A 254-nucleotide genomic window follows, 5' to 3' on the forward strand; every position below is an offset into this window, starting at 1 on the left:
GTGGCTACTTTGTAGAATTCGGAGCGACGAACGGCAGGAAGAACAGCAACACGTGGCTGCTCGAAAAAACACTGGGGTGGAAGGGGATTCTCGCGGAGCCGAATCCCATCTGGCATGCCGCGTTGGCGGCCGAGCGAGACGCCGCGATCGAGCACAGATGCGTTTCGTCCCGGTCGCACGAAACGGTCACCTTCATCGCGACCAACGACTCGGATCCCGAATTGAGCGGCATCGCCAGCTTCGCCGAGTCCGAC

The 254-nt window shown here is 61.0% G+C and carries 1 pseudogene; it reads left to right on the forward strand.

Annotation, left to right across the window (positions count from 1 at the left end):
* Positions 1–254: pseudogene (locus MFF64_RS37075) on the forward strand (FkbM family methyltransferase); the annotation flags it as partial.

This window comes from Methylobacterium frigidaeris, from assembly GCF_022179185.1.
Classification (GTDB): Bacteria; Pseudomonadota; Alphaproteobacteria; order Rhizobiales; family Beijerinckiaceae; genus Methylobacterium; species Methylobacterium frigidaeris.